This window comes from Hymenobacter agri, assembly GCF_054778495.1.
On sequence record NZ_BAAGZM010001095.1, the window covers coordinates 1 to 832 of the forward strand.

The following is an 832-nucleotide window of genomic DNA, read 5'->3' on the forward strand; positions in this document are numbered from 1 at the left end:
CACCTCGGCCAGCCTGCCGGGTACAGCCGGGGCGTACCGCGCCACCGCGCCGGGTGGCGTGGCCGATGGGTTCGTGGCCCGTATCAGCGCCGACGGCCGCACGCTGGAGCGCACTACTTACCTGGGCACCAACGAACTCGACTTGGCCCAGTTGCTGCAACTCGATGCTGCGGGTGGCGTGTACGTGCTGGGCCAGTCGCTGGGCCTCTACCCCACCACTGCCGGACTGGCCAGCATACCCGGCGCCCCGCAGTTTATTCAAAAGCTTAATGCTGACCTGACTACGGGCTTACTCAGCATTACTTTCGGCACTCCCATGGGTCCAGCCACCCAACGGCCCAACCTAGTACCCACGGCGTTTCTGGTCGACGACTGCGAGCGGGTGTACATCAGCGGCTGGGGCGGAGCCGACAACGCAAGCTACTTGGGCGGCAGCACCTACGGCCTGCCCACCACCAGCAACGCCGTGCAGCGCACCACCGACGGCTCGGATTTTTACTTAGCCCAATTCTCGCCCGGCCTCACCCGGCTGGAGTACGCCACGTTTTTCGGCGAAAATGCCCCCACGGGCGAGCACGTGGATGGCGGCACGTCGCGCTTCGACAAGCGCGGGGTGGTGTACCAGGCCGTGTGCGCCAGCTGCCGGGGCACGCAGGGCTTTCCGCTGCCGCCCAGCGCGAGTACCTATACCATTCGCAACGGCAGCTCGAACTGCAACAACGGCGCGTTTAAGATGAACTTTGAAATCCTGCAGGCCGACCCCGGCCCGCGCCGCTTTGTGTGCCTCGATGCCGGACCCATTGCCCTGGGCGGAGCGCCGGCCGGCGGCACC

General features: G+C 66.3%; 1 pseudogene. It reads left to right on the plus strand.

Annotation, left to right across the window (positions count from 1 at the left end):
• A pseudogene (locus ACYVDE_RS24685) lies at positions 1–832 on the plus strand (PKD domain-containing protein); the annotation flags it as partial.